The organism is Pauljensenia sp. UMB9872, assembly GCF_030212665.1.
GTDB classification, from domain to species: Bacteria; Actinomycetota; Actinomycetes; order Actinomycetales; family Actinomycetaceae; genus Pauljensenia; species Pauljensenia turicensis_B.
Genome location: NZ_JASOER010000005.1, coordinates 68,359 through 93,063, shown reverse-complemented (window position 1 = coordinate 93,063; position 24,705 = coordinate 68,359). Strand labels below are relative to the sequence as shown.

The window sequence follows — 24,705 nt, the reverse complement described above, 5'->3', positions numbered from 1 at the left end:
CGCGCATGTTCACCGAATTCGACTTGGGATCAAGCGTCGAACTGCGGATGGATGACCTTATCTCGCCGACTACTCAATGCAGAAGAGGCTAGAATAAGAGCACGTAAAATTGCTGGTCAGCGCCATTGTTCAGCGTCGATGTGGAAGGTGATTTCAATGGAGAAATTCGACGAAACAGGCCCGAACACTCACACTCGTCGCTACTGGGTTTCATCATCGGTTGCTATCGGAGCAATGATTGTCTTCGCGATCCTGTCAATCCTGCTTCTCCTTGGTTTGATGTTCGGTTCGGATACAATCAAGGTCATCTCGGATAAAGCATTCCCCTGGTCGCTTCTTGCCTTCACCGTTGCAGGTGTTGCAATGATCGTTGCCAACAAGCGGACTCCGTCGAAGGATGATGACCCCGTAGAAAACTCACAGTGATGGCAGTCCGTGCCACGGCACGGATGTCACACATTTGGATTCACGGCCTCGTTCCTTGCCGGCATAAACTGGAAGGGTGAAGGAATCACTCATCCTCGGAATCGAATCCACCTGCGATGAAACTGGCATTGGTCTTGTGCGCGGGTGCGAACTGCTCGTCGACCGCACGGCCACATCGATGGATCAGTATGCCCGCTACGGTGGTATCATCCCAGAAATTGCGTCGCGCGCTCACCTTGAATCGTTTATCCCGACCCTGAATGCGGCGCTTGATGAAGCTGACGTGACGCTTGATGACGTGGATGCGATTGCTGTTGCTGGCGGCCCGGGCCTCGTTGGTTCTTTGACGGTCGGTATTTGTGCTGCGAAGGCGCTTGCCTCGTCCCTTGGTAAGCCTCTGTACGGTGTGAACCACGTGATCGGCCATCTTGCTGTCGATAAGCTTGCTGACGGCCCGCTCCCTGAGCGCTTTATCGGTCTGGTTGTTTCCGGTGGCCACTCGAATATTCTGCTGGTTAACGACATTGCGACCGACGTTCAAGAACTGGGCGGCACGCTTGACGATGCTGCCGGCGAAGCCTTCGATAAGGTTGGACGCCTGCTTGGTCTGCCTTACCCGGGTGGGCCGCACGTTGATCGGCTCTCTCAGGCTGGCGACGTGAATGCCATTAAGTTCCCGCGCGGTTTGTCCGGTGGCAAGGATAAAGAACGTCACAAGTACGATTTCAGCTTCTCCGGTCTGAAGACCGCTGTTGCTCGCTACGTAGAGGGTGCCGAGGCTCGCGGTGAGACTGTGAGCGCTGAAGACGTGTGTGCTGGCTTCTCTGAGGCAGTGAATGACTCTCTGACCGCTAAAGCAGTGCGCGCGGCGTTGGACATGGGGTGCCAGACGATCGTTGTGGGTGGCGGTTTTTCTGCGAACTCTCGTCTGCGTGCGCTTCTTGCTGAGCGTGCTGAGGCTTCTGGTCTTGAGGTTCGCCTGCCCCCGTTGCGTTTCTGCACGGATAACGGTGCGCAGATCGCTGCGATGGGGTCGGAGCTTGTTCGCGCAGGTGTTGCTCCGTCGGATTGGAATTTCTCGCCAGATTCGGGCATGCCTCTGACGCAGACGTCAATGTTGCCTAGCGCCTGATCTTCCTCTTTGCTATCGGTTGCGCCTCGCCACCACCGCGCTTGTTCACCGTTTGTGTTGGGTGTGACTGCGCTTGTTCACCGTTTGTGTGGGGTGTGACTGCGCTTGTTCACCGTTTGTGTGGGGCGTGGCTGTGCTCCTTCACCGTTCAGGTTGGCGCGTCGGTGGGGCGAAGAAGTTAATTGACGAGGCCGCTTACCGTCACATCACTGCGCATGCGTGCGCGGATCAGCTGATACGCGTTGCAATGATCGCGCGGTGACGTCCCTTGATGCGCGTGGCAATGACGACGCCGTCCTTATTGTCTGAGAGCTTGAGTGAACGCCTCAATGTCGCAGGATCAATGTCGGTGCCTCGCTTCTTGACCTCAATGCGTCCGATGCCAAGGCCTCGAAGAGCAGCGGAAATTGTTTTCGGTCTCAACGTGACGACATCTTCGACCTTGAACCAGCGGATGAATGCGCTCGGTGTTGCCTCAGTCGCACTCAAATACGCGATCGACTCAGAGATCAGATGTGCATCCAACTGGTTGGCGAGCGTTGAAATGAGCCCGGCTCGAATCACTGCATCGTCGGGTTCACCCACGTAATCCGCCAGCTCTCCGACGGGGGCCGGGATAAGTGGAGCGTTTGCTGGGGCCTCGTGAATTGCGCGCAAGGTGAACGTCCGCGATCCCTTGATGACGCACGCAACCCGACCCGAACCATCGCGGGCGAGCAGGCCAGTCCAAATTGCCGCCTCGACCAAGGAGCCATCGACGCTTGTCCACTGCACGCACGCGTCTTCAGGCAGATCCGAATAGGAGATTCCGGGCGCGACTTTGATGCCGATGCGGGGAATTGCGTCGCGCCAGCCCAGCACCGTTGAAAGTGAGGGAGACCAGGATTCAGGATCCATGAGACGCGTGGATCCGCGTTTTGCTCCGGTGCGTCGTGCAGGATCAGCGAAGATGGCGTCGACGCCACGGTCGGCAAGCTCATGAATGTCAAGATCCAGGACATTCCCAAGCAACACATCGCTGTCAGGGAAATCGCGCAGGTTGGTTGCCGCGCATGCGACGGCATCGGGATTCAGGTCGACGCTGAGCGTTTTTAATCCCAGGCTGGCAATCGCCAGCGAGTCACTACCAATCCCACATCCGAGGTCTGCGACGTAGGTTGCTCCGCTGTCCCGAAATCGCCCAGCGTGGTGTGCTGCGACATTGAGGCGCGTTGCCTGCTCCAGCCCGTCGCGCGTGAAAACCATATGGTCGGCAAAATCGCCGAACTTCGTGTGAGCGTGAACGCGCAATTCCAATTGGGTGAGGAGCGCTGACACGAGCGCCGGCTCGATCCCTTCTTTCCGTAAGAGCGCGTTCAATTGTGCCTGCTCTGCTTCTGTTGTGTGCGGGAGGGCCTGCAGGCGGGTAAGCAGATCCCACCCCTCGCGCATCAGGACAGGATCGAGGGAAGAATTCACCCTCCGATTCTGCCACGGACCGCGCTTGTTCGGCGTTTACGCAGATCGTTGGGCATTCGCTTTTCTCGATTGAGCGCGCTTGTTCAGCGTGAGCGCGTGTGGATTTCAGATGCGGGGGACGAGGTTGCGCTCATGAACTGGTCGCTTTTTTGAACAAGCGCGGTGGTGGAGGTGGGTGGTTTGCTGAACAAGCGCGGTGGTGGAGGTGGGTGGTTTGGTGAACAAGCGCGGTGGGAAATCTGCTGAAAGTGAACTGTTTGGCACTCAGGTTGCTCGAGTGCCAGAGGCGGAATATGCTCATGCATGAAGCGGTGAAAACCGCGAAGCGATCCTACCCCTGACCCCCGCGACGGCAGGGAAGGGATGACGGAAACTTTCAAGAAGAAAGGGAGCGACAGTGTCGATCTCCATCAAGCCCCTCGAAGACCGTATTGTTATCCAGCAGGTCGAGGCAGTTCAGACCACCGCCTCTGGCCTGGTTATCCCGGATACCGCCAAGGAAAAGCCACAGGAAGGCGAAGTTATCGCAGTCGGCCCCGGCCGCGTTGATGACAACGGAAACCGTGTTCCCGTCGACGTGAAGGTCGGCGACGTCGTGATTTACTCGCGCTATGGTGGTACCGAGGTCAAGTACGAAGGCAAGGAATACCAGATCCTCTCCGCACGCGACGTCCTCGCAATCGTTGAGCGCTGAACCTAGAGTTCATTTGAGCGCTGAACCTAGAGTTCGCCACTGACAAACAGTGTGGGCCTGGCACCTCAGGTGCCGGGCCCACACTGTATCGAGAACAGCAAAGAACTACGCGGCGTTTGTTTCCGTCTCCTTTGTCCGACGAGGCCACGCGAACCACGCGGCGGCAATCACCAAGACAACAACTGTGATCATTGCCCACGTAGGAATCGTCGAACCGAACCGCATCAGAGACTGTTCCCACGAAGCCAAGGTCGTTGCTGAAATCAATCCGCCAAGTGGATTCGCGATGCCAACGACCAGAAGCATCACGCCCAGCGCAACCAAAACGATGCCTGAGACGACGTTCGTCCACGTTGTATCGCGACCGAATAGTCGAAGGGGGCGGGGACGCAACCAGGTGCTTGAGGACAAATTCGTAGACTGCCACGCCAATGCGAGCACTGCCAGAGGAACAACCATGCCAGTGGCGTACAGAGCCATCAGAGCAGCGCCTGTTGCCGGCGAAGCTCCGATACCTGCGGCCACCAAAACGGCCCCTAGGATTGGCCCAGCGCAACCGGTACCGGCAAAGCCATAAGTGAGCCCCAAAAGGTAGATCGACAGAGGATGAGTGCGATCACGTTCTTTGCGTACTCCCGCCGACGCCTTGCGATGAGGCGTGGGGATTTCAAGAGCGATAATCTCAACGATGCCAAGAATGATGATGATGAAGGCGCAGATGCGTGTGATCAGATCTAGGTGATCGCGCAGAGCTGATCCCGCCGCGCCGACAAGTACGCCCAAAGGCAGAAGAGAAGTCAGCAAACCCAGCCAGAAGATTCCGGTGCGCAGTAGCAGTGCAGAACGCGACTGGAATGCGTATGCGAAGAATGCTGGCAGGATCATCACCGAACAGGGGGCGAAGACCGTCAATACGCCACCGAGCAGGGCAGCCAATGGGGTCAAAGTCATGAACGGGCAGCCTCCGCCTGAAGTTCAATCGTTGTGCGCACATACTCGTAATCGCGGTAGCCCGAAATGTAGGTGTCCCCAATGAACATGAAAGGTGTGCCGGTGATGCCGATGGAGTAGGCTTCCTTCTTCGCGTCGGCGACAGCCTGAACGGTTTCGGCCGCATTCATCGTGGCGCGGAAGGTGTCGATGTCTGAAACGCCAGCTTGTTCAGCGAATGCGACGAGAGATTCCTCGGTGTATTCCGGGTGTTCGTGTTCGTTGGTTGCCTGATACAGCAAGTCGTGGAATTCCCAGAACTTGCCCTGATCGGCTGCCGCACGTCCCGCTTGAGCTGCCAAGGGGGACGTGGGGGTGATCTGTGCCAGGTCGCGCCATTCGATGCGAAGAGTTCCGTCTTCGATCAGATCGGCAAGCTGGGGTTCGATTTTTTTAGCAAACAGCGTGCAGTAGGGGCAGGAGAAGTCAGAGAAGAGTGTGAGGACAACCGGAGCGTCCAGAGCGCCTTTGGCCTGATTGTCGTTGGCGTCGCGCTTGGGTGCGGATCGAATGATTGCAAGGAGCTCTGCGTTCTTCTCACTGGGCGCTGCGACGTTCGGGTCAACGTCGGCGGCCGCCGCGGCAGCGGACGAGGCTCCTGGCGTCGCTGATGCAGATTGGGCAGATTGAGTGTGCGTCGAGTCTGACGATTGCGCTGATGCTGCCGAATCTGCTTGCTTGTTTCCACTAGTTGTCCAAATGCTGACGGCAAGGACGAATGCTGCAATGATGATGAGTGCGATCGAAATGATGAGCGATCGGGATTTACGGCGTGGCTGGGATGAAACAACTGGTGATGTCACGACTTCGCTTCCGATTGGTTGTTGGGGAATAGTGAAAACTATCGATGATTCTTTAGTGTGGCATGAGAAGTGAAGAGGCGTCGCGCTATGTGTGCGACGCCTCTGTAAGACTAGGTTAGATTACGACGCTCGACGCTGCCGATGCGATGAACGGATTTCTTCGCGTCGTTCTTCTTCTGTCATTCCGCCCCAGATGCCGTAGGGCTCTTGCGACGCCAGCGCGTATTCGCGGCACTGGTCTATCACAGGACACGTTGCGCAGATTGCCTTTGCGTTTGCGGCGCGACGGCGACGCGTTGAACCGCGTTCGCCTTCAGGGTGGAAGAAGAGCTCGGTATCGAGGTCACGGCATGCGCCGTCGTACTGCCAATCCCAAGCGTCGATCATTGGGCCGGGGAGACGTGAAACGTCAGACATGTGTACCTCTCATTCGGTGACTGCCGGTCGAAGTACTTCTTCGCGAGCAGCCTCCATCAGTTTAGATATTGTTCGTAAGTTGTTCAAGAGCCGTTCATACATTCTTAGTTATTTCTCAGAAAAGGCAATAAACCTGAGAAAAATCTGAATATATCGCTACAAAACATGCGGAATGCCATGAAGAAGATTTGTCTCACTTACTTGACACTTCTTCTTTGTTCCAGTGGCGAAAGCTCACTCTTCGGTGAACAATCGTTGTAGGAGTGAACAACGTTGAATAAAAACGTTGGTAGCTGGCGAGCGGAAAGGAAACGACATGCCTCGCGCACATCTTGCGTCTTCAGCTGATTCAGGCGTCGATGCTCCGCTGACAGTGACTGCTGTTTCCGTTCGTCTCGGAATCTCCCCCTCGACTCTTCGCACCTGGGAACGACGCTATGGTCTTGGCCCAGATGAGCGCCAAGCAGGAACTCATCGTCGCTATCGTGCCAGCGATGTTGCGCGTTTGACCGCGATGGTTGACCTTGTGCATCAGGGTGTTTCTCCCGCAGATGCTGCCGCTACCGTGTTGGCGACGACCCCTGCGCGTTCGCGTCAAGAAGACCTGCCCGTTCCTCATACGGTTTCTGAACTACTGAATTGTGTATCAGCCTGCCACGGGCATCAGCTGAAGAATGTCCTTCGTTCCGCGGTGGGCGACGAGGGGCTTGTTCATACTTGGAGTCGCTTAGTCAGCCCAGCGCTCGACACCTTGCGTGCCTCCACATGCGGGCAGAAGCCCGGATGTGCGCCGTCCTCGATTCTTCAAAACGCTTTCCTTGATGTGCTCGCTCAGTTTGCTAGCGAGTGCGTTTCTCCTCAGACAGCCCTTGGGTCTGTTGTTGTTCTTACGGACGTTGCCCACGAGCTGGGAGCACACGTTCTTGGTGTTGCTCTTGGCTGGTATGGTATTGATGTGCGCGTCGTTTCGACTGCGACAGTCGATGACCAGGGAGCGTGTGCTCGCGTTGCGCTTCATACCAAAGAACGCCCGGTCGTGTTGGCTATTGTCATGGGTTCTGGGGCAAGTTGCGAGAAATTTATTCATGGTCTTACTACTGATCTTGACCTCGATGTCATGCTGGTTGGCGCAGATGCTCCGAAGGTCGTTGATGAGCGCGTCCTGCGCGTGCGCACAATTGCTGCCGGCGTAGAAGAAACTCTTGCGGTGCTTGCACCCGGTGCTGATCTTTCCTCGGTTTTGTCTTAACAAGTCCCATAGAACCTCTCATCGAAACTTGAGGCAGTGATACCTTTATCGGTGTTACGCATATCTTTTGACCGGGAGTGACAATGAAGACCCCCTGGAATGATTCCGCTCTTATTGACGCTTTTGATGCTGATTTCTTAGCGCTTGTTGAGTTCGCTTCAGCTTCAGCGTGCTCTGCTGGCTTCGGTTATCTGGATGCCGATGGTGCTATTACAGAGTCCAAGGGTGTTGAGCTGTGGATTACGTGTCGAATGACGTATGTGTTTGCGCTTGCTGAGATGCGTGGTGTCCAGGGAGTGTCTGGTCTTGTCGAGCACGGGCTTGATGCGCTGTCTACCTCGTTGCATGACGATGAATATGGCGGGTGGTTCTCCGCTCTGGATGCAACGGGGGAGCAGGCTCGCCCGGTTGAGCCGATCCGTAAGGAAGCCTATGCGCACGCGTTCGTGATTCTCGCGACTTCCGCGGCCTATCTTGCTGGGCATGAACGAGGCCGGGCGTTGCTTGATGAAGCGCTTGCCGATCAGGATGCGCACTGGTGGGAACCATCGTATGGGCGCGTCGCGAACTCGTGGAACAGCGACTGGAGCGAGTGCGAAGAATATCGAGGTCTGAACGCGAATATGCACACGGTCGAGGCGTATCTTGCTGCCTTCGATGCGACGGGTGAGCGACGTTGGTTGGATCGTGCGCGCGAAATAATGCGTTTTGTTGCCGATCTTGGTGCTCGCTTTGGTTGGCGCTTGCCTGAGCACTTCGATCAGAACTGGATTGCTTGTCCCGAGATGTTCATTGAAAATCCCGCTGATCCTTTCCGTCCTTACGGTGCAACTCCGGGACACGGGTTTGAGTGGGCGCGTTTGATCCTGCATGGTCGAGCTTCACTCATTGCGTGCGGGGATACTCCGGGTGAATGGATGTATGACGTTGCGCATTGCCTTGTTGATCGAGCGGATACTGATGGTTGGGACAGCGAAAAGGGTGGGATCGTTTACACGACGGACTTTGATGGAAAGACTGTTGTGGATACTCGCATGCACTGGGTTGCTTGCGAAGCTGTGAACGCAACGCTCGCTCTGGGTAAAGTCAGTGAAGAACTGGGTAATGATGACGACGTCATGGTCCAGTCAGAGCGTTTCGCTCGATATGTGGCGTGGGCGGATCAGGTCATTCATGCTGGCCCAGGACGCTGGATCCATGAAGTCGACGCAGACGGACACGAGAGTGAAACTGTCTGGGCAGGCAAAGCTGATGCCTATCATGTCGGTCAGATGTTGCTGTTGCCTCGTATTGGCTTGTATCCCGGATTTGCGGCGACATTAGCGCAGCTGAGGGCACAAGACCACTCGGAATTGTGAGGTTCGTCCGAAGATTTTATCCGGCTTGAGTCACAGCCTAGACTTGGCCCATGGGAGACTTTTTAGAGCATGATCCGTTCTCGCTGACTGGCCTTACTTACGATGACGTTCTTCTGCTCCCAGAGCTGACTGACGTCGTTCCATCCACTGTTGACACTACGTCGCAACTGACGAAGAAAATTTCCCTGCGTGTTCCGTTGCTTTCTGCAGCAATGGATACGGTGACTGAAGCTCGTATGGCGATTGCCATGGCTCGTCAGGGTGGTATTGGCATCCTTCACCGCAATCTTTCGATTGAAGAACAAGCACAGCATGTTCGTCAGGTGAAGCGCTCCGAATCTGGAATGGTTGAAGATCCTGTGACTGTTGGTCCCGATGCGACCATCGAACAGCTCGATGAGCTCTGCGGTCACTATCGCGTGTCTGGTCTTCCTGTTGTTGACGAAGAAAATGGTCTTGTTGGCATCATCACGAACCGTGACCTACGTTTTGTCCCTGAATCCCAGTGGGCAACGCTGAAGGTTCGCGATTGCATGACCCCGCGCGAGGATCTTGTTGTGGGTCAGGTTGGTATTTCTCGTGAAGATGCGAAGGCTCTGCTGGCTGAGCATCGAGTGGAGAAGCTTCCAATTATTGACGAAAACAATAAGTTGACCGGCTTGATCACGGTCAAGGACTTCGTGAAGACCGAACAGTATCCGAACGCGACGAAGGATGACCGTGGTCGTCTGGTTGTTGGCGCTGCTGTTGGTTATTGGGGTGATACGTGGGAACGTGCAACCGCGCTCGCTGAAGCAGGTGTTGACGTTCTTGTTGTTGATACAGCTAACGGTGGCGCCCAGCTTGCGCTGGATATGATTCGCCGTATTAAGGCGGATCCGTTGTTCGCTGGCGTTCAGATCATCGGTGGCAACGTCGCAACCACTGAAGGTGCTCAAGCGCTGATTGATGCCGGTGTCGATGCGGTGAAGGTTGGTGTTGGCCCGGGCTCGATTTGCACCACCCGCGTCGTTGCTGGCGTGGGCGTCCCGCAGATTACTGCAATTTACTTGGCTGCTAAGGCGTGTAAGCCCGCCGGTGTTCCGCTGATCGCTGACGGTGGTCTGCAGTACTCGGGCGATATCGGTAAGGCTCTTGTGGCCGGTGCTGATACGGTCATGCTCGGCTCGCTTTTGGCCGGCTGTGAAGAGTCTCCGGGTGAGGTTGTCTTCACGAACGGTAAGCAGTACAAGCGTTACCGTGGCATGGGGTCGCTGGGTGCAATGAGCTCGCGTGGCCGCAAGTCCTACTCGAAGGACCGCTACTTCCAGGCTGATGTCACCAGTGATGACAAGATCGTTCCAGAAGGTATTGAAGGGCAGGTTCCGTTCACTGGTTCACTTGCCTCAGTGATTTACCAGCTTGTTGGTGGCCTGCATCAGACGATGTTCTATCTGGGTGCTTCGTCGATCGAGGAGATCAAGAAGAATGGCCGCTTTGTTCGAATCACATCTGCAGGTCTGCGCGAATCTCATCCGCACGATGTGCAGATGACCAGCGAAGCTCCGAACTACCATTCGTCAGGATCTTCTCGCTGATAAACGTTTGACAGGTATTGACCCTCGTCGCAGACGGTTTCACGTATGCGACGGGGGTCCTATTCTTATTCCAAAATGGGCACTAATCTGAACCTGTCGGAACACATTTTCACACTGTTGAAAAGGGAATCGCGCACATGCTCATCCTGATCGATTACGCAAACGTCGAAGCAATTGAACAGACACTGTCCTACCTTCCGATTGACGGTGTTACGACTAACCCGACCATCTTGTATCGCGAAGGCAAAGAGCCTTTGGACGTTCTGCATCAGATCCAAAATTTACTGCCCTATGGGTCGCAGTTGCATGTTCAGATCGTGTCAGAACGCGCCGACGATATGGTTGCCGAAGCGCGTGCTCTGCGTGAAGAAATTGGTGGCAACCTATTTGTGAAGCTTCCTGTAACTCGCGACGGCTTCGCGGCAATTCCTCGTATTGTTGCAGAAGGCATGCAGGTAACGGCAACAGGCATTCACTCTTCGATGCAGGGATTCATGGCGGCAAAGGCTGGCGCCCGCTATGTTGCTCCCTACGTGAACCGCATGGATAACTACGGCATTGATGGTGTTCGCGTTGCCAGCGAAATCCACCGCACGCTGAAGTCGTATGGAATGGAAGCTGATGTTTTGGCCGCGTCCTTCAAGAACTCTGAACAGGTTCTTGAACTGGTCCGCCAGGGCGTTGGTGCTATCACTGCTGCCCCCGAGGTTCTTGCGGCACTGATTAAGAATCCCGCAACCGATGCGGCGATCGCTGAACAGAACAAGCACTTCAGCCTTCTGGTCGGTGAGAAACGCACATGGAAAGATCTGATCGATACCAAGTGACGTCACAGTGGTGGTCAGTGCTTAGCGCTGACCACCACGCGTCCAATCAGTCCCGCCTATGGGACGAAGTCGCGCCCCGCACATGGAAGTGACAGTGCGCTGAAGACTGATGACCCGATAGTAACAACGGCGTTCTATTGGGTCATCGACCTCTTCAATTCACCGACCCGTTCAAATGATGGGGATACTGATCCCTTTAGCTATTCAGAGCCCTTTGTGGCCACTGGGAATCAATCTGCTGGGGCTTACCCTGACGTGCAAAGTAGGTTTCAAGTCCCGTAGCCCATTCTTTAAAAGCGCTGGCCTGCAATGCCATCAACGCATGAGCGCTGCTCTGAGTGAGCGGAGCACCAAAAGCCTGGGCAATTTTCGCCAACACGTCTAACGTCATCGAAACGTCAACTTCTGCCGTGTGAGCATTCGGATCTGGATCCACACCGTAGTGCGGTGCCATGGTGGTCAGGGTTCGCTTTCCCTTCCGGTACTTATCGAAGTGACGATCAAGGACGATCGGATCAAGAATGAGTCCAACAGGGCCACCAAGGCGTTCTTCCAAAGTTTGCAGACCATGGCGAGTGAGCTCGGCATTCATCAACGTAATATCGAACGCCGCATTGAAGACAACAACAGGGAAACCGCGTTGCCAGTGCGCAACCAAAGAATCAGCGACCTCAGTTAAGACCTCGGAAACATCCCGTCCCTGGGTCTGAGCTTTTTCGTTGGAAATCCCGTGAACAGCGCTGGCATTTTCAGGGATCTCTACCCCGGGATTAGCTAGCCATGTGACAACTTCGTCAGGGCCAGATGGGTTGATACCCCCGCGTCGCAAAACAAGCGCAGCCGTGACAAGGCGATCCGAAAGAGGATTCGTGCCGGTTGTCTCTGTGTCGAAACCAAGCCAAGGCTGATCAATCCAAGAAGTGTTTTCATTCATGGAACTAGTGTCGCCTAAACCATGGAGAAACGAAATGGCAATCATCAGGTCGGCGAAGCCGGCCTCGTCGACTACCTCATCGCACCCACGCTGCAATCATCAACAAAAGCGCATGTCAGCGCCCCAAAGTGGTTAGTATCAAGTCGTGAGCAACGAAGTTGAAATTGGTCGTGGAAAGCGTGCGCGACGCGCGTACAGTCTGGACGATATTGCCCTGGTTCCCTCAAGACGCACTCGTGATCCCGAAGATGTGAACGTCGGCTGGCAAATCGACGCCTACCACGTCGATATTCCGATCATGGCTGCCCCCATGGACTCGGTCATGAGCCCCGAAACGGCAATCGCATTCGGAAAACTCGGCGGGTTGGGTGTTCTAGATCTGGACGGTCTATGGACGCGCTACGAAGATCCGGAGCCACTTCTCGAAGAAATCTCCCATCTTGGAGAAGAGGAGTCTATTGCGCGACTCCAACAGATCTATTCGGAACCAATTAAGCCGTCGCTTATCACTGCTCGCCTCGCTCAACTTCGGCAAGCCGGCGTAGTTGTTGCGGGTAAGCTGTCGCCTCAGCGTACCCAAAAGTACTGGCGAGCAGTCGTCGATGCGGGCGTGGACCTTTTCGTCATCCGAGGCTCAACAGTCTCTGCAGAACATGTTTCCAGCCGATCTGAACCCCTCAACCTCAAGCGGTTCATCTATGAACTCGACGTCCCCGTCATTGTTGGTGGAGTCTGCACGGATACGGCAGCGTTGCATCTGATGCGCACGGGTGCTGCCGGTGTTCTTGTCGGATTTGGCGGGGGAGCGGCACACTCGACCCGTCAATCGCTTGGCGTGCATGCCCCGATGGCAACAGCAATCGCCGATGTGGCCGCTGCGCGTCGCGATTACATGGATGAATCCGGCGGACGCTACGTTCACGTCATTGCCGACGGTGGCATTGGGCGTTCTGGTGATTTGTCGCGCGCCATCGCCTGCGGCGCGGATGCAGTCATGCTGGGTGCTGCCCTGGCTCGTGCGGAGGAAGCGCCTGGGCGCGGTTGGCATTGGGGTTCCGAGGCCACGCACCCAGACATGCCTCGCGGTCAGCGTGTTCACGTAGGCACATCCGGAAGTCTGCAACAGATTCTCTATGGTCCTTCGACGCGTGCAGACGGTTCCCTGAACTTTGTTGGCGCCCTGAAGAGGACCATGGCATCGACCGGCTATTCGGAAGTCAAAGACTTGCAGAAGGTCAATGTGGTGGTCTCGCCCTATCAGCCAAGCTGAGTTTTCAACCTCCATCTTGGGATCCTCTAGGAGCGTCCGGGCGCGGTTCCTTGCCGTGCTTGGGCGCTTCTCGTCTCCGCTGAGCCGTTGCAGGGCGAGTGCTTGGTGGGGCTTCAGTGTGTTTGGCGGAGCAAAGTGGTCCTTACTAGGGTGAGCGCCCCCGGGGTAATCATGTGTGCTTCGCCCCCGACTTGAATGCTCTGTATTCGCATACTCGGGCGGGCAATAGGGGTCTTTAAAAAGTAAATAAATAATTTTCGTTTACGAATAGGTGTCCATTTGTTAATCTTGGGATTTGCAGGGTGTCAAAGTTGATGCCCGTTTCGATTCCACTCCCTTGGCAAGGACGCACAAGGGTTACAGAAGGGGATTCCGAAGTGCGAGGAACAGTACTGCACGGCCTTATCGGAGGGGTCGCCGCCCTTATCCTTGCGACGACTCCGCTCGTCGCCCAGGCCGCCCCCGGCGCGGCAGGAACGTCCGCAGACGCGCTCGGCGCGGGCGCTTCTCAGTCCGGGGCACTCTCCCCGGGCGCCGATGAGCCTGTCGAGGCCACTCAATCCGGCGGCGAATCCGCCGATGGGGGGGCCTCCGTCCCGTCCACTGACTCCATGGTCCCCGCACATTCGGCTGAGGCCCAGTCGGAGGTCCCGTCCTCGTCGCCTAAGCCTCCGATCCTGCGTCGCGCTCCCCGCTCCGCCACGGCGCTCACACCGATCCCGGATATCCAGACGATCGGCGAGGGCGACGACTCCGCCCTCGTGGGAGTGGAGGTAATCACCCGTGGTGTCGTCACAGCCTCCTACCCGTACGGCGAGGACGGACTCACTTCGACCCTCAGCGGCTTCGTCATCCAGACCCCTGGAACTGGCGGCACATGGGACACCGCGCGCACGGCCTCCGACGCCATCTTCGCCTACGTCGGCACGAAGGCGATTGACGTCCCGGCAATCGGAAGCTGCGTCCAGGTGGCTGGCAAGGTCTTCGAATACCCCGAGACTGGCCCCAAGACCCCCGCCTCCACGCAGAGCCTCACCCAGATTTCCGTCTCCTCCGTTTCCGCCGTCGAGGGTTGCGAGCCCGTCGCACCGACCCCCCTCGACACCGTACCGACTGGAGCGCAGATGGAAGCGCTTGAGTCGATGCTCATCGCCCCGCAGGGAACATGGACGATCACCGACAACTACTCGGTTGGCCAGTACGGCACGCTCTCCCTCACGCCGGGGACCGAGCCTCTGCGTGCCGCCACCGACGTTGTCGCCCCCGGCGACCAGGCCCGCGCCTACGAGGCCGAAAACGCCGCGCGCGCCATCGCCCTCGACGACGGCACGAACACCAACCTCGGACGCGCAGCCGCGACCGAAGTCCCCTACGCCTACCTCGCCAATGGTGCGCCCGCACGCGTCGGCTACACGCTCGCCTTCGACGCGCCCGTGATCCTCGATTCGCGCCACGAGGCATTCATCCTCCAGCCCACCCGCATGGTCGCCGCCCACCCCGACCGCTCGCCCGTCACGATCAGTGGCGAGAGGCCGAGTCTGCCCGCCGTCGGTGGAGATATTCGCGTCGCCACCTTCAACGTCCTCAACTACTTCTCCGACCTCGGCGAGAACGAAGCCGGTTGCTCCGGCTACCCCGACCGCGAGGGGAATTTCGTCACGGCGAAGAAGTGCCAGGTACGAGGCGCCTACTCGGCCAAGGCTTTTGCGATGCAACAGTCGAAGATCGTCGCCGCGATCACCGAGATCAACGCTGACGTCGTCGCCCTCGAGGAGATCGAGAATTCTGCCGTAGTTGGCGCCTCTCACGATCGTGACGCTGCCTTGAAGAACCTCGTCGAGGCACTGAACGCGAAGGCCGGAGCGGGCACCTGGGCCTACGTCCCGAGCCCGACGAACGTCCCTGCGAACGAGGACGTCATCCGCGTCGCCTTCATCTACCGGCCTTCGACCGTCGAGCCCGTCGGCGAGTCGATGATCCTCGACGACCCGGCGTTCACCGGTCTTGCCCGACAGCCACTCGCGCAAGAATTCACCCCCGTGGTCACCGAGACCCAGGTTGGTCGCAGCGTCGTCGTTATCGCCAACCACTTCAAGTCGAAGGGCTCCGTGCCCAAGGGAATGGAGGAGGGCAACACCGACAGCGGAGACGGCCAGGGGAATGCCAACGCCATCCGTGTCGCCCAGGCGAAGGCACTCGCGGCTTTTGCCGAGAGCTTCTCGGGGAAGCCGACTCTCCTCGTCGGCGACTTCAATTCCTACGCGAAGGAGGACCCTCTCGCGGTCCTTGAGGCCGCGGGCTGGAACCGGGAATCCGGTAGCGCGCACCCGTCCTATGTCTACTCCGGACGTTCAGGGTCGCTCGACCACGTCTTCTCGAATGCCGCGGCCCATCCGCTTGTCGTCGGTGTTGCCTCGTGGGCGATCAATGCCCAGGAATCCGTCGCCTTCGAGTACTCGCGCTCCAACGCGAACATGTTCCTTGCGACGGAGACGACGAACCCCTATCGCTCGTCCGATCACAATCCGGAGATTATTGGCCTTGACCTCGTCCGCGACGTCGAGCCCTCCCCGAACCCTCAACCCCAGCCTCAGGGCACACCTGGGCAGACGCCCCCCGCTCGGACTTCGCCGTCCGCCTCAAGGGGGCTCGCGCGTACGGGCGTCAATGACGGCTTCGCGCTCATCACCGTCGCAGGACTCCTCCTCGGGGCGGTAGGCGTCGCCGGTATGGCGGCGTCGAGGAAGCGACGCTGACCAGACCTGAGGTCAACGCCGCGCAAGCGCCCGCGATGTGGCGGGCGAATAAACGAAGGAACACCATGAATAAACGCAGAACAATGCTCATCGGTGGCAGCGCCGCCTTCCTCCTGGCTCTGTCGCCTGTCGCGGCTCTTGCTGTGCCAACAACGGACGGAGCCTCGGATGAACCTCAATCCGGTGTTGCCGCAGGCGTTACCGGAGCCCAATCGGGGGCCGCGACAACCCTCGTCGACTCCGACGCCGAGGGCGCGAGCGCCCCGTCGGCTCCCGATTCGACCCCGGCGACCGGGGCGCCGGCGTTGGCGCCCGCGAACGGCGGGGGAGTCGTCGAACTCGACCTCTACACACTCACCGACGTCCACGGGCACATTGAGCAGGTGACGAAGAAAGGCACCGTCAAAGAGGCCGGGCTTGCGGCGATGAACTGCTACCTTAAGTCCGCCCGTAACAAAAACCCGAATTCGTCGTTCACGCTCCTCGGTGACAACATCGGCGCCTCGCCCTACACGTCCGGGTCTCTCAAGGACAATCCGACGATCGCCGCGCTCAACACCCTCGATCCGCTCGCTTCGACGATCGGTAATCACGAGCTCGACATGGGGCAGGCCGTCTTCAAGCAACGCGTCGACGGCTCGAATACCGCAGAGTTTGTGCAGGCGAGCTTCCCCTACCTCGGAGCCAATGTCCGGGGAATGGGCTCGTGGGAAGACGGGGGGATTTCAAAGCCCTACCTCGGTGACTACAAGGTGTGGGCCTCGCCCTCGGGCGTCAAAGTCGCCTTCATCGGCGCCATCGCCCAGGATGTCCCCTACAAGTTGAGTCCGGGAACGACCGCGGGGCTCGTGTTCGACGACCCGATCGCCAGGATCGACGAACTGGCCGCGCAGATCAAGCAGTCCGGCGAGGCCCAGGTGGTCATCGCCATGCTCGACGATGATGTGAAGAACAACTATCCGCTGGTTGGGAAAAATGTCGACGGCATCATGGGCGGGGATACCCACGTGCCCTACGAGTTTGACAAGGTTGACTCGGCCGAGAAGCTTGACTCGAAGAACCCGCTACTTGCTGGCGTTGCGTCGGGCTCGTACACCGACAATCTTGGACTCATCCGCATCTCGTACGACATGACAGTAGGAGCCGTCGTCAAGGCGGACACCCAGCTCGTGCCTGCGGCGAAGGTCGCCGAGTGCGGCGAGGCTCCCGAGACCAAGGCCATCGTGGACAAGGCGGTCGCGGATTCGAAGGAGGCTGGCAAGCGGGTCGTCGGTACCGGTTATACGGAGGCGTTCCGACGGGGCGTCTTCACAACCCCGGGCGGACAGACCGATCCTGGATCCAACCGTGGCATCGAGTCGAGCCTCGGGGACTTCGTAGCCGACGCGATGCGCGAGACGATCACGACGAAGGAGGGGCGTCCCGTCGATATCGGTATCATCAATGCGGGTGGTCTGCGTGAGGACCTCGTCCCGAATGATGACGGCACCATCACCTACGCTCAGTCGTACGCGGTCATGCCCTTCTCGAACGAGCTCGGATATGTGTCCATTACCGGCGCTGACTTCAAGCTCGCCCTCGAACAGCAGTGGAAGACCAATCTCAACTCCCAGAATTCCCGCCCGCTGCTCAAGCTCGGGCTCTCCGAGAATGTTCGGTACACGTACGACCCTGAGCGTCCCTTCGGCGAACGCATTACCTCAGTCACCGTCAACGGCCAGCCACTGGACGAGGCGAAGACCTACACCGTCGGGTCCGTCACCTTCTTGCTTGCCGGAGGCGATTCCTTCGACGCGCTGACGAAGGGCGGGCCGTTCGTTAACAGCGGAAACCTTGACCGCGACAAGTTCAATGAGTTCCTCACCGCTCATTCGGGAGCCACGCCCCGATCGCTTAAGTCCTCAATTGGCGTCACTTTGCCCAAGGACCCCGTCAAGGACGGTGCCTCATTCACCGTCGGACTGAGGGGGCTCTCCTTCTCGGAGGGGCCGTCGAGAACCGCGGGCGTTCGAGTCGCGGCGGGCGGTAAGGCCGGAGAGGCCGCTGTCGACAACTCCCTCGTCGAGGAGCACGCCTCCGATGAATCCTCGGTGATTACGACCGACGGAGCCGGACGGGCGACCGTCTCGGTCACCGCCGTCGGGGCATGTGAGGGGAAGGCGGCTGGCGAGGTCGTGTCGACGCCTGTGACGATCGATACCGACTTCGGCCGCGTCGTCGAGGCGTCCGCCGGTCTGAGCGTCAACGTCGCCTGCGCCGGTCCCGGCTCGAACCCTCCGAGCGACGGAGGTGCGGCCTCGTCTGCGTCCACTACCGGAACCTCGTCGGGGAAGACGGGGAAGAGCGGTCTCGCGCGAACTGGCTTCGATGGCGGATCTGTCCTCGTGCTCGTGGGACTCTTCCTCGGTGCGGGCGCCGTCGCTCTCACGACGAAGCGGCGCTGACGCCCCGGCCCCGGACGCGGTTCTCACCCGCCGCGCTCCGGGGCTGACCCTGCCCGCGTTCCGCCGAGAGGCGGTCCGAACCGGGATGAAAGTCGCGACTCTCGACGCGTGCGAACGCTCACGCCTGAGAGGGTGAACGCCCCGTGTCGGGCAACACATGTTGCGAAAAGATAAAGGGCGACAGTCGTGACTTCCCGTCCTTGCTACAGTTGTCAACCCCCGACATCGCAGGATGTCAGTGTTCGACGACGAGCGCCGGATGAGGGGTGATGCCACCCCCTCATCCGATCCTCGGCCCCGGCCTCGTCGTCCTCGAAAACTAAGGAAGAATGCATGCCCTGGTGGGAAATCATCGGCTGGACCGGATCGGCGCTCGTCGTCATCTCGCTCATCGTTCCTTCGATCAGGCGTTTCAGAACGCTCAATCTCGCCGGATCGCTCATCGCGACCGTGTACAACGTCGTCTTCGGCATCTGGCCCTACGCGGCGATGAACGCCGTCATCGCGATTATCGACGCCTATTGGCTCTACCGTCTGCGCAGCGGGGGGCGTGAATACCGCTTCGTGCCGGCCGAGGCGGATTCGCCTCTCGTCCGCGACTTCCTCGAGGTTCACGCCGCGGGCATCGAGGAGGCCTTCCCGGGCTTCTCCCGTTCGGATCTCAGCACCGCTGGCGCTCATCTCATGATGTGCGCGGATGAGATCGCGGGCGTGTTCGTCCACGTGAACAACGGCGACGAGGGCCGGGTTCTGCTCGACTACGTCACCGACCGCCACCGTGATCTCACTCCCGGGCGTGCCCTCTATTCCGACGAGGGCGTTCGTCGGGTCGTGCCCGCCGCGTTGCGCCTTGCGCGCAGTGCGACGAGCGATCCGGCCTATTTCGAGCGGATGGGGTTCATCGCCGAGGGCGACGATCTCTTCTTGAGTCTGCATGATTGACCAGGGGACTTGACAGGTCCCGTTCCACTCTCGATAATTTTATCACACGTCAATTCGGAGTTTTACTAATGTTCCATACGGGATGTCGACGCTCCGCAAGGACGGAGCCGAAGAAGGCTCAAGCAACAGCGCTGTTCAACGACGAACAACCCAACTGGAGGAAACCCATGAACACCTTCTCGAAGTACCTGGCAGTCGCGGGAGTCGCCGCGCTCGCCCTGGCCGGCTGCACGTCCGGCGCCAAGCCCGCCGCCGAATCCGGCGACACCGCTAGCGAAGGCTCCTCTTTCAAGGCCTGCGCCGTCTCCGACGCTGGCGGCTGGGACGATAAGTCCTTCAACGAATCCGCCTACAATGGCCTGACCGCCGCCAAGGAGAAGCTCGGAATCTCAGTCAACACCGCCGAATCCTCCTCCGACGCGGACTTCGTCCCGAACGTCGAGGCCATGGTTGACGACGGCTGCAACCTCATTATCGGCGTCGGCTTCAAGATCGAGAAGGCGCTCCACGCCTCTGCCGATCAGAATGCGGACCTCCACTACGCCCTCGTCGACTCCTCCTTCTCGGACGCAGACTTCAACACCGTCGTCCTCGAGAATGGCCGTCCGCTCCTCTTCAACACCGCTGAGGCCGCCTACCTCGCCGGCTACGTGGCCGCAGGCATGACCCAGACCGGCAAGGTCGCCACCTTCGGTGGCATCCAGATCCCCTCGGTCACCATCTTCATGGATGGCTTCGCCGACGGCGTCGCCGCCTACAATGCCGCCAAGGGCACGAACGTCCAGCTCCTCGGTTGGGACAAGGCCGCCCAGAACGGCTCCTTCACCCAGTCCTTCGACGACCAGGCCCTCGGCAAGCAGCAGGCCCAGCAGTTCATTGACCAGGGCGCCGACATCATCATGCCGGTCGCCGGCCCGGTCGGCCTCGGCGCCGCCGCAGCTGCCAAGGAGCACGGCTCGACCTATATCATCGGCGTCGACTCCGACTGGTTCCTCACCAGCCCCGACTACTCCTCGATCATTCTCACCTCGGTGATGAAGGAGATCGGCGCTTCCGTCGAGCAGGCGATCGCAGACTCCGTCGAGGGCAAGTTCACCTCCGACCCCTACGTCGGCACCCTTGAGAACGGCGGCGTCTCCATCGCCCCCTTCCACGACTTCGACTCCAAGGTCTCCCAGGAGCTCAAGGACGACATCATGAAGCTCACCGACCAGATCAAGAGCGGCGAGCTCAAGGTCGAGTCGGCGAACTCCCCGAAGTAATCGACCTCGAGGGCGTGGTGGGGCACCCCGCCGCGCCCTCGTCGTCTCAAAAACCCGCTCACCGACACTCGAAGAAGAGCCAAAGGCAGGTTCTCAGTGAAACTGGAACTCAGGGGGATCACGAAGCGCTTCGGGCCCCTGGTCGCGAACGACCACATTGACCTCACCATCGAGGAAGGACGGATCCACGCCCTCCTCGGAGAGAACGGCGCCGGAAAATCGACGCTCATGAACGTCCTCTACGGACTCCACCAGCCCGACGAGGGGCAGATCCTCATCGACGGGGCGCCCGTCGTCTTCAGGGGGCCCGGCGACGCGGTCGCCGCCGGCATCGGCATGGTGCACCAGCACTTCATGCTTATCCCCGTCTTCACCGTCGCCGAATCGATCGCCCTCGGCGATGAGCCGGTCGGCAAGGCCGGGCTCATCGATCTGGCGAAGGCTCGCGCCCTCGTGAATGAGGTCTCCGCCCGCTTCGGATTCGACCTCGACCCCGACGCGAAGATCGAAGACCTCCCCGTCGGAGCCCAGCAGCGCGTGGAGATCGTCAAAGCCCTCTCGCGCGAGGCGAAGGTCCTCATCCTCGACGAGCCGACCGCCGTCCTCACCCCGCAGGAGACCGACGAACTCATGGCCATCATGCGCCAGCTCGCCGACTCGGGAACCTCCATCGTCTTCATCACCCACAAGCTCCGCGAGGTCCGCGCTGTCTCCGATGACATCACCGTCATCCGCCGTGGTGCCGTCGTCGGCACCGCCTCGCCCGACGAGTCCGAGAACGAACTCGCCAACAAGATGGTCGGCCGCGCGATCATGCTCAAAGTCGAAAAGGAGGAGGCCAAGCCGGCAGGCGGGGGACTCTGCTTCGACAAGGTTTCGCTCCTGGGCTCCGCCGGCAACACAATCCTCGATCACGTCAGTCTCGACGTCGAACGGGGCGAGGTCGTCGCCGTCGCCGGCGTTCAGGGCAACGGCCAGACCGAACTTGCTGAAGCCATCCTCGGCCTCGTCAACCCCGACTCGGGCTCAATCACCCTCGAAGGCGTCGACATCACCCACGCCGGGCCACGCAAGTCGCTCGACGCGGGCATCGGCTTTATCCCCGAGGATCGCTCCACCGACGGCATCATCGCAGGCTTCTCCATCTCGGAGAACCTCATCCTCGATCAGTTCGATAAGGCGCCCTTCGCGGCCGGCCCGGCTCTCAGGCTCGGCGTCATCGAGAAGAATGCGAAGGCTCTCGAAGAGGAGTACGACATCCGTCTGACCTCTATCGAGGACCCGATCTCCTCTCTCTCGGGTGGCAACCAGCAGAAGGTCGTCGTCGCCCGCGAGCTCTCGAAGGATCTCAACCTCCTCGTCGCGAACCAACCGACCCGTGGCGTTGATGTCGGCTCCATCGAATTCATCCACAAGCAGATCGTCTCCGTGCGCGACCAGGGGACGCCCGTTCTGCTCATCTCCTCCGAGCTCGACGAGGTCGTGGCGCTCGCCGATCGCATCGCGGTCATGTACCGCGGGCGGATCATGGGCGTCGTCGCTCCCGATACCCCGCGTGAGGTCCTCGGCCTCATGATGGCGGGCGTGCCCCTCGAAGAGGCCCTCGCCTCCCAGTCCGATTCCACCCAGGAGGAGGCACGATGACGAAGAAACCTCAATCCAAGGGCGGCCTCGTCGCCCGGCACATCCTCGGATCGAAATGGTTCGTCTCGATCCTCGCAGTCCTCATCGCCTTCGCGGTCGGCGCGATCCTCATCGTCATGGCTGGCGCCTCGGTGACCGACGCCTACTACGCGATGTTCCGCGGCGCTATTTTCGACCCGGAGGCCAATAGCTTCGTCCGACAGATCAAGCCGATCACGAACACGTTGCTCTACGCGACCCCGCTCATTATCGGTGGCCTCGGCCTCGCCTTCGGCTTCCGCGCGGGACTGTTCAACATCGGCGGTAAGGGCCAGGTTATCTTCGGCGCGCTCGCCGCCGTCTGGGTCGGCTTCAACCTCCACCTGCCACCGGTTCTGCACACCGTCGTCGCTCTCCTCGCCGCGGTCGTTGCGGGAGCACTGTACGCGGGGATCGCGGGCTTGCTCAAGGCTCGCACCGGAGCCAATGAGGTCATTGTCACGATTATGCTCAACTCGATCGCGGCTCTCACCCTCGGCTATGTGCTCGCGCAGAAGTCCTGGCAGGTTCCCGGCTCGAACCAGCCGCAGACCCCCGATGTCGCCGACACGGCGGCCTTCCTCCCGATCCTCCCCTCGCCCTTCAAGCTCCACGCGGGTATCATCGTCGCCTTCCTGGCCGTCGTCGTGTTCTGGTGGATCTTGGACCGCTCGACCCTCGGCTTCCAGGTGCGCGCCGTCGGTGCCAACCCCGCGGCCGCCCGCACCGCCGGCATCTCCGTCGAGAAGATCACCACGATCACGATGATGATCTCCGGCGCTTTCATGGGTCTTGTCGGTGCGAACGAAGCTCTCGGAACCGTCGGGTATGTCTCGCGTGATATCGCGGGATCGCTCGGCTTCGATGCGATCACCGTCGCCCTGCTCGGACGCAACAAGCCCCTTGGAACCATGTTCGCCGGCCTTCTCTTCGGCGCGTTCAAGGCCGGTGGCTACACCATGCAGCCTAAGGGCGTTCCGATCGACATGATCCTCATCCTCCAGTCGGTCATCGTCCTGCTCATCGCTGCCCCCGCTCTCGTGCGCTGGCTCTTCCGCCTGCCCAAGGAGTCCGAGAAGTCGTTGCGCGCCGAGCTCGCCACCCTCGGCATTGACGATGAGGCCCCCGCCCTCGTCACCCCGACGACCTCGAAGGTGGCCGAGACCGCCGTCGACGCCACGGCCGCCGATGCGGAAGGAGAATCGCGATGACCACCACCCGAACTCAGGCCGACGTCATGGATGACGTCCAGGTGAAGCGCTCCTGGAAACTGCCGATCGTCTACACCCTCGCGGCGCTCCTGCTCACCTTCTTTTCCTTCACGGCGAAGGGCGAGGTCACGATCCGTCTCACCGACAATGCGCAGGCTTTCGAGATCCCCGATATCGTCCTTGGTGGCGCGGGCATCCTCTGGGTGTTGCTCGCCCTCGTCGCGCTCGTAGCCGTCTGGTCGATCATCACGACTTCGATGCGGGTCAAGAGCCCGCGCTGGCTCGATATCCTCGGGATGACTCTTGCCGGTATCGGCACGATTCTCGCGTTCCTCGTGTACGCGGGCTCGGGCTCGGCGGGCGTCGTCACCCTCACCTCGACCCTCGTGTCGACGGTGGCGATCTCGACGCCGCTCATCTTCGGTGCCCTCTCGGGCGTCGTGTCCGAGCACGTTGGCGTCGTCAACATCGCGATCGAGGGCGACCTGCTCGTCGGCGCATTCGCGGGCGTCATGGCGGCTTCCTTCTTCCAGACCCCCTACGCGGGTCTCGTTGCGGCTCCTCTCGCAGGGGCGTTGCTCGGTAGCCTGCTCGCCCTGTTCTCCGTCCGCTACGGGGTGGATCAGATCATCGTCGGCGTCGTACTCAACGTGCTCGCCCTGGGTCTGACCACCTTCTTCTACGGGACGCTCATGAAGGTCTCGCCCGAGACCCTCAACACGAACAGGTTCTCCCTGCCTTCGCTGAAGATCCCCTTCCTCGCGGAGATCCCAATTATCGGCCCGATGCTGTTCAACCAGACGGTGCTCGTGTACCTCATGTACGCGACCGTCGTCTTCCTCGCGGTCTTCCTCTACCGCTCGCGCTGGGGCCTGCGCCTGCGCGCCTGTGGTGAGCACCCGAAGGCCGCCGACACCGTCGGCATCAACGTCAACCGTACGCGTTCGCGCAATACGATCCTCGCCTCGGCTTTCGCGGGCCTCGGTGGCGCGTTCTTCACGATCGGCTCCGGCCTGGCCTTCACGGACAACATCTCCGCGGGCAACGGCTACATCGCCCTCGCAGCGATGATCCTCGGCAAGTGGCATCCGATCGGCGCCATGTCGGCGGCCGTCATGTTCGGCTTCGCCCAGGCCGTCGCGAGGATGCTGCCGAACGTGGCACCCGCGATCCCCTCCGACCTCGTGTCGATGATCCCCTACGTCGTGACGATCATCGCGGTCGCCGGGTTCGTCGGGAAGTCGAAGGCCCCCGCGGCTGAGAACATCCCCTACGTGAAGTGAAGGACGCATC

20 protein-coding genes are annotated in these 24,705 nt (G+C 59.7%); 15 read left to right on the top strand and 5 right to left on the bottom strand.

Annotation, left to right across the window (positions count from 1 at the left end):
* Positions 1-156 precede the first annotated feature (156 nt).
* The gene (locus tag QP109_RS03270) at positions 157-426 is read left to right on the top strand and encodes a hypothetical protein (RefSeq protein ID WP_285023271.1); all 270 of its coding nucleotides are present in this window, start codon (positions 157-159) and stop codon (positions 424-426) included.
* Between the two features lie 76 nt (positions 427-502).
* Positions 503-1,558 (top strand): tRNA (adenosine(37)-N6)-threonylcarbamoyltransferase complex transferase subunit TsaD, encoded by a 1,056-nt coding sequence (tsaD, locus tag QP109_RS03265; RefSeq protein ID WP_285023270.1) that lies wholly within the window; start codon positions 503-505, stop codon positions 1,556-1,558.
* A gap of 228 nt (positions 1,559-1,786) precedes the next feature.
* Here tsaD and QP109_RS03260 read toward each other — a convergent pair whose 3' ends face one another.
* Positions 1,787-3,016, bottom strand: coding sequence for a THUMP-like domain-containing protein (locus tag QP109_RS03260; RefSeq protein WP_285023268.1), 1,230 nt, complete (start codon positions 3,014-3,016; stop codon positions 1,787-1,789).
* Between the two features lie 397 nt (positions 3,017-3,413).
* On the opposite strand from QP109_RS03260, the gene groES reads away from it, so the two are divergent.
* A complete protein-coding gene (groES, locus tag QP109_RS03255) occupies positions 3,414-3,710 on the top strand; it encodes a co-chaperone GroES (protein ID WP_006681451.1) in 297 nt (98 codons plus the stop codon).
* A gap of 105 nt (positions 3,711-3,815) precedes the next feature.
* On the opposite strand, the gene QP109_RS03250 is transcribed toward groES, so the two are convergent.
* The 3 genes from QP109_RS03250 to QP109_RS03240 form a co-directional block, all read right to left on the bottom strand.
* Positions 3,816-4,661, bottom strand: coding sequence for a cytochrome c biogenesis CcdA family protein (locus QP109_RS03250; RefSeq protein ID WP_285023265.1), 846 nt, complete (start codon positions 4,659-4,661; stop codon positions 3,816-3,818).
* Entirely contained in the window at positions 4,658-5,503 is an 846-nt protein-coding gene (locus tag QP109_RS03245) for a DsbA family protein (protein ID WP_101627611.1), read from the bottom strand. The genes QP109_RS03250 and QP109_RS03245 overlap by 4 nt, the downstream gene beginning before the upstream one ends.
* 120 nt (positions 5,504-5,623) lie before the next feature.
* Positions 5,624-5,920: a WhiB family transcriptional regulator gene (locus QP109_RS03240; RefSeq protein WP_006681448.1), complete on the bottom strand. Its 297-nt coding sequence runs from the start codon at positions 5,918-5,920 to the stop codon at positions 5,624-5,626.
* 316 nt (positions 5,921-6,236) lie between these two features.
* On the opposite strand from QP109_RS03240, the gene QP109_RS03235 reads away from it, so the two are divergent.
* The 4 genes from QP109_RS03235 to QP109_RS03220 all read left to right on the top strand — a co-directional run bounded on the left by QP109_RS03235 (position 6,237) and on the right by QP109_RS03220 (position 10,931).
* Entirely contained in the window at positions 6,237-7,169 is a 933-nt protein-coding gene (locus QP109_RS03235; protein ID WP_285023262.1) for a MerR family transcriptional regulator, read from the top strand.
* Between the two features lie 83 nt (positions 7,170-7,252).
* Positions 7,253-8,527, top strand: coding sequence for an AGE family epimerase/isomerase (locus tag QP109_RS03230; protein WP_285023260.1), 1,275 nt, complete (start codon positions 7,253-7,255; stop codon positions 8,525-8,527).
* 50 nt (positions 8,528-8,577) lie between these two features.
* Positions 8,578-10,104, top strand: coding sequence for an IMP dehydrogenase (gene guaB, locus QP109_RS03225; protein ID WP_285023258.1), 1,527 nt, complete (start codon positions 8,578-8,580; stop codon positions 10,102-10,104).
* Between the two features lie 137 nt (positions 10,105-10,241).
* The gene (locus QP109_RS03220; protein WP_101627607.1) at positions 10,242-10,931 is read left to right on the top strand and encodes a transaldolase family protein; all 690 of its coding nucleotides are present in this window, start codon (positions 10,242-10,244) and stop codon (positions 10,929-10,931) included.
* A gap of 196 nt (positions 10,932-11,127) precedes the next feature.
* On the opposite strand, the gene QP109_RS03215 is transcribed toward QP109_RS03220, so the two are convergent.
* On the bottom strand, positions 11,128-11,865 hold the full coding sequence (locus QP109_RS03215) for an exonuclease domain-containing protein (RefSeq protein WP_285023256.1): 738 nt from the start codon (positions 11,863-11,865) through the stop codon (positions 11,128-11,130).
* 145 nt (positions 11,866-12,010) lie between these two features.
* Between QP109_RS03215 and QP109_RS03210 the strand changes: the two genes are divergently transcribed.
* The 8 genes from QP109_RS03210 (at position 12,011) to QP109_RS03175 (ending at position 24,695) form a co-directional block, all read left to right on the top strand.
* Positions 12,011-13,135 (top strand): GuaB3 family IMP dehydrogenase-related protein, encoded by a 1,125-nt coding sequence (locus QP109_RS03210; RefSeq protein ID WP_101627606.1) that lies wholly within the window; start codon positions 12,011-12,013, stop codon positions 13,133-13,135.
* Between the two features lie 377 nt (positions 13,136-13,512).
* On the top strand, positions 13,513-15,891 hold the full coding sequence (locus QP109_RS03205; RefSeq protein ID WP_285023253.1) for an ExeM/NucH family extracellular endonuclease: 2,379 nt from the start codon (positions 13,513-13,515) through the stop codon (positions 15,889-15,891).
* A 65-nt stretch (positions 15,892-15,956) separates the two neighbouring features.
* Positions 15,957-18,335 (top strand): bifunctional metallophosphatase/5'-nucleotidase, encoded by a 2,379-nt coding sequence (locus QP109_RS03200; protein ID WP_285023251.1) that lies wholly within the window; start codon positions 15,957-15,959, stop codon positions 18,333-18,335.
* Between the two features lie 333 nt (positions 18,336-18,668).
* Positions 18,669-19,277, top strand: a complete 609-nt coding sequence (locus QP109_RS03195) for a hypothetical protein (protein WP_101627604.1) — start codon at positions 18,669-18,671, stop codon at positions 19,275-19,277.
* 167 nt (positions 19,278-19,444) lie between these two features.
* Positions 19,445-20,539, top strand: a complete 1,095-nt coding sequence (locus QP109_RS03190; RefSeq protein WP_101627603.1) for a BMP family lipoprotein — start codon at positions 19,445-19,447, stop codon at positions 20,537-20,539.
* A gap of 96 nt (positions 20,540-20,635) precedes the next feature.
* Complete coding sequence (locus tag QP109_RS03185) at positions 20,636-22,183, top strand: ABC transporter ATP-binding protein (RefSeq protein ID WP_285023250.1); 1,548 nt, start codon at positions 20,636-20,638, stop codon at positions 22,181-22,183.
* A complete protein-coding gene (locus tag QP109_RS03180) occupies positions 22,180-23,412 on the top strand; it encodes an ABC transporter permease (RefSeq protein ID WP_101627601.1) in 1,233 nt (410 codons plus the stop codon). Before QP109_RS03185 ends, QP109_RS03180 begins: the two co-directional genes overlap by 4 nt.
* Positions 23,409-24,695: an ABC transporter permease gene (locus QP109_RS03175; RefSeq protein ID WP_285023248.1), complete on the top strand. Its 1,287-nt coding sequence runs from the start codon at positions 23,409-23,411 to the stop codon at positions 24,693-24,695. The genes QP109_RS03180 and QP109_RS03175 overlap by 4 nt, the downstream gene beginning before the upstream one ends.
* Positions 24,696-24,705 lie beyond the last annotated feature (10 nt).